Source organism: Paenimyroides viscosum, from assembly GCF_003858535.1.
Taxonomy (GTDB): Bacteria; Bacteroidota; Bacteroidia; order Flavobacteriales; family Flavobacteriaceae; genus Flavobacterium; species Flavobacterium viscosum.
Genome location: NZ_RQTJ01000064.1, coordinates 1 through 4,267, shown reverse-complemented (window position 1 = coordinate 4,267; position 4,267 = coordinate 1). Strand labels below are relative to the sequence as shown.

The 4,267-nt window shown below is 36.6% G+C and carries 5 protein-coding genes and 1 pseudogene; all 6 read right to left on the bottom strand.

Annotated elements, in window-relative coordinates; genetic code table 11:
- Window positions 1-245 precede the first annotated feature (245 nt).
- Entirely contained in the window at window positions 246-1,289 is a 1,044-nt protein-coding gene (gene arsB, locus EG242_RS14580) for an ACR3 family arsenite efflux transporter (protein ID WP_124900653.1), read from the bottom strand.
- A 3-nt stretch (window positions 1,290-1,292) separates the two neighbouring features.
- Window positions 1,293-1,489: pseudogene (locus EG242_RS14575) on the bottom strand (glycine cleavage system protein H).
- A gap of 2 nt (window positions 1,490-1,491) precedes the next feature.
- Window positions 1,492-2,265, bottom strand: coding sequence for a metallophosphoesterase family protein (locus EG242_RS14570; RefSeq protein WP_124900651.1), 774 nt, complete (start codon window positions 2,263-2,265; stop codon window positions 1,492-1,494).
- A 10-nt stretch (window positions 2,266-2,275) separates the two neighbouring features.
- A complete protein-coding gene (locus tag EG242_RS14565) occupies window positions 2,276-3,331 on the bottom strand; it encodes an ArsO family NAD(P)H-dependent flavin-containing monooxygenase (protein ID WP_124900649.1) in 1,056 nt (351 codons plus the stop codon).
- A gap of 29 nt (window positions 3,332-3,360) precedes the next feature.
- On the bottom strand, window positions 3,361-3,834 hold the full coding sequence (locus EG242_RS14560) for a DUF6428 family protein (RefSeq protein ID WP_124900647.1): 474 nt from the start codon (window positions 3,832-3,834) through the stop codon (window positions 3,361-3,363).
- A 17-nt stretch (window positions 3,835-3,851) separates the two neighbouring features.
- Window positions 3,852-4,184, bottom strand: a complete 333-nt coding sequence (locus EG242_RS14555) for an ArsR/SmtB family transcription factor (protein WP_375730855.1) — start codon at window positions 4,182-4,184, stop codon at window positions 3,852-3,854.
- Between the last annotated feature and the right edge of the window lie 83 nt (window positions 4,185-4,267).

Below are 4,267 nucleotides of genomic sequence, written 5' to 3'. Positions count from 1 at the left end.
GTGTTTATTTTTTATAGGTATTTCAAGATATCGCTTCGCTAAGTTGAGAGGCGCACTCCGTCATTTTCTGGCGGAGCCGTCTACTCGATTAGCTGTTCGCCCTTCTTTTCGCTTCGCTGTTTGTTCGTTTATTTTGTCGGGTTGTGGTGCGTTGGATTGGTAGCTCTTTTGCATTTTTTTGTGGCTTTGTGCGTTGGCTAAAAATGCAAATGTGCTACCATAAGCGTGGGATTTTGGTTTGTTTATTATCTCACATTGTCTGAATAATATTTTTTCTTCAACCAGAAACTCACTCTTACCAATAAAATCAAAACAGGTACTTCTACCAAAGGTCCAATAACTCCTACAAATGCTTGTGGCGAATGTAAGCCAAAAACGGCAATGGCAACCGCAATAGCCAGCTCAAAATTGTTTCCTGTGGCGGTAAATGCAATAGATGCGTTTTTGTCGTAAGGCACTTTTAATGCTTTGCTGATAAAGAAACTTACAAAGAAAGTCAATACAAAATAAATGACTAACGGAATGGCAACTTTTACCACATCCATTGGAAGTTCTAAAATTTTGTCGCCTTTTAAACTGAACATTAGTACAATCGTAAAAAGCAAAGCATACAAAGTAATAGGCGAAATTGCAGGGATGAATTTTCTGTTGAACCATTCAATGCCTTTTGATTTGATTAAAAAATGACGACTTAAAAAACCAGCCAAAAACGGAATGCCCAAATAAATGAAAACACTTTCGGCTACGTCTTTCATTGGCACAGAAATATTGAAGTTTCCCAAACCTAATTTCTGTGGTAAAACATTGATGAAAAGCCAAGCATAAAAACTATAAAACACCAATTGAAAAATGCTGTTTAAAGCCACTAACATAGCGGTATATTCTCTATTTGCCTTTGCCAAATCACTCCATACAATTACCATTGCAATACATCTTGCCAAACCAATCAAAATTAAACCCACCATATAATCGGGTTCTTTTTTGAGGAAAATAATGGCGAGAATAAACATCACTACCGGACTAATTATCCAGTTCAGTAACAGCGAAACAGACATTACTTTTTTGTCTCTAAACGCAATTGGTAATAATGAATAATCCACTTTTGCCAAAGGTGGATACATCATTAAAATCAGTCCGATTGCCAACGGAATATTGGTTGCCCCAACCGAAAGTGAGTTGGTAACGCTTGAAATATTTGGAAAAAAATAGCCCAAACCAACACCCAAAAGCATTGCGAGGAATATCCAAAGTGTAAGGTATCGGTCGAGGAATTTTAATTTTGGTTGCATTTTTTATGAATTTGTGAGGTTGGCATATTGTTCCGCTGTTAATAAATGTTCAATTTCTTGGCTGTTTTCAATCTCTATTTTTATCATCCAGCCATTTCAAAAGGTTCGCTGTTTACCAATGTGGGTTCTTTTAAAAGTAGTTTGTTGGTTTCAGTTATTTTTCCCGACAATGGCATAAATAAATCGCTTACGGTTTTAATGATTAATAACCACGTCTTAAATTTTCTGCATATTCGTTAGGCAGCGGACTATCTTCTACGGCTTTCGCAGCTTTTTCAATGTCGTATTCAAATCGAATAAATTCTACTTTGATGCTGTCTTTGTCCAACACAGAACTGTTTTCATTAATCGAAAGCATTACATAACCGCCTCTTACATCGCTGTCTTTTGGTTTGCCTACCGACCCAATATTGATGGCATGTCTGAAATGATTTTGTCCATCAACTCCCGAATTTAAAACTCTGTGATACGGTTTGTGTGTATGTCCGAAACACATAATGTCTGCATCGGCTTGCTCCATAATACGAAGCATACTTTTTTCCTCACGGTCTTCAAATAGATATTCGTTTATTTTTCTCGGACTTCCGTGTACCAAAAGCAAATTCAGTTTGTCTTCGTTCAATTGAAATTCTACTTTTATATGGGCCGGAAGTGTACGCAAATAGGCTCTTTCTTCGTCTTTCATCAAAGAATTGGTAAATGAAATAGAGATGTTTCCATTGTCTTTTTCGCTGTCTGTTTTGTAAGCACAACCACATTCGTTGCTCATTCTTCCAATGCCAAAATCGTAATTTCCTGCAATGGTTGGTATTTTTCTTTTACGGATTTCGTTTACCACTTCGTTTGGCCAAATATTATAGCCAACCAAATCGCCCAAACAATAGATACTGTCGGGATTTCTTTTTTCTACATCTGCAAAAAAGGCTTCTAATGCGGGTAGGTTTGCGTGAATGTCACTAAATAATGCAATTTTCATTTTTAATTCGTTAAGAGTTTAAAAAAAATTCTATCTCCTGTACCGTTTGTTTTGTACTTCGGTTTAATCCAATTAAGGTTCCGGATGCATAGCCTGTCCAATTGCCATAACCTACCAACCATAATCCATCTGTAGTAGTGGATTTACTTTCAATTGTTTCCGTGCTGCCTCGCTCATCGAGTGTTACAACAGTTCTTAAATGCTTGGTATCATAACCAAAACCTGTACACCAGATAATTGTATCGAACTGTTCTTGTTGTCCATTTTCCCAAATTACTCCTTGATCATATAACTCCGTGAAGGAACCCGACGAAGTAAGTACACCTCTTTCTCGCGCCTCTTTTACGGGCGGCACCATCACTATATTTCCTAAATTATATGCTGAAGCATCGAATGGCCTGCCCTCTTTTTCTGCTCTGTATCTTGCTGATGCTACATTGAAGAGGTAATATCCATCGACATCATCCGGTAAAAATTGGGGTTCTTTTTTGGTTGACCATTTAACCTCCGTAACTTTCGAAACTTCAGCAACGATTTGTGCCCCTGAATTTCCTTCCCCAACCACTAAAGTTTTAAGCCCTTTAAAATTATCAGGTGATTTATAATGTGCGGAATGTAATTGGATACCACTGAACTTATCAATACCTTTTATATTTGGAATGTAGGGGTTGCCCCATGTACCAGTTGCTGAAATAACCGTTTTTGCTTGGAATATACCTTTGGAAGTATGAATATGAAAAATACCATTGTCTTTTAAGATGTGGGTAACTTCAACACCTCGTTGTATGGGTAATTGATAATGTTGTTCATATTTCATCAGATAATCAACCACCTGTAAGCGCAGCGGGAATTTTTGCTCTGTTTTGGGCATTGGCCAACCTGGCAAGGAGCTGTAATCTGCAGGAGAAAAAAGAGTTAAACTATCCCAAGCGTGCAGCCAGGCGCCCCCTGGTTCTGATTGCTTATCCAAAAGCAGAAATTTTAGTTTCGCTTTTCTTAGGTAATAGCCACATGCCAGACCACTCTGCCCTGCTCCAATTACTATGGTATCGAATATTTTGTCCATTCGCAATTTGTTTTTTTGTCTATATTTAACTAGCAGCATCCGCCACCCGGTGTGCAGGAATTGCTTTGGGTTAGGTTTAATTCAGCCAAATTTTTCTTTTCTTTTTCAGACGGAATTCCACACGCATCTTGTGCTAAACAAGCAGTTGTTTTGTTTTTCAGTACAAATGTATTTCCGTTGAACTCCAAATCGTATTTTCCAATCGTATCGCTTTGATATTCTACTTCAATTTCCGCATCTTCAATGCCTAATTTTTCTTCCGAAAGTTTAATGATGTTTAAAAGTTTAGAAGGTTTTAAACGATGTTCAAAATCATCGGCATTCCATAGCTGAAAATTTACGGTTTTTTCTGTACGAATTACTCCGCCACAATCAATGAAGTTTTTTGTAATCATTCCGACTTCGGTAACGTGAAAATGTTCTGGAACAAAAGAGCCGTTTTCCAATTTGAATGTTACATTTTCTAAAGTTGGTAAAAGTGCTTTTACTTGTGATAGTTTCATTTTGGTATTATTTTATGTTAGCAACAATTTTTGTTTTTTAGAGTAAGTTTTGCCGAAATATTTGTAAAATATTTTTGCAGTTCTTCAATAGTATTTTCGTCAATGCAATAGCAAATCGTGTTACCTTCAATGGTTCCCTTAATTAGTTTTGCATTTTTAAGTTCTTTTAAATGCCTTGAAACAGTTGGCTGTGCTAAAGGAAGTACATCAACAATATCTCCGCAGATACAAGTGTCAACTGATAATAAATATTCTATGATAGCCACTCGGGCAGGATGTCCCAATGCTTTTATAATGTGAGCAATTTCGTGTTGGCTGTCTGTAAAATCCTTTGGTTTTGTTTGTTCTATTTTCATTTCTTTATTTCTATATTGCAATATTAAGACAAAGAATTTAATGATCAATTATTTTATTGAAATAAATTTCAACTCAA

Bases quoted from the DNA above. Each gene is read 5' to 3' on its own strand.
- EG242_RS14560 (WP_124900647.1), bottom strand. From the start codon at position 3,834: ATGAAACTATCACAAGTAAAAGCACTTTTACCAACTTTAGAAAATGTA.
- arsB (WP_124900653.1), bottom strand. From the start codon at position 1,289: ATGCAACCAAAATTAAAATTCCTCGACCGATACCTTACACTTTGGATA.
- EG242_RS14570 (WP_124900651.1), bottom strand. From the start codon at position 2,265: ATGAAAATTGCATTATTTAGTGACATTCACGCAAACCTACCCGCATTA.
- EG242_RS14565 (WP_124900649.1), bottom strand. From the start codon at position 3,331: ATGGACAAAATATTCGATACCATAGTAATTGGAGCAGGGCAGAGTGGT.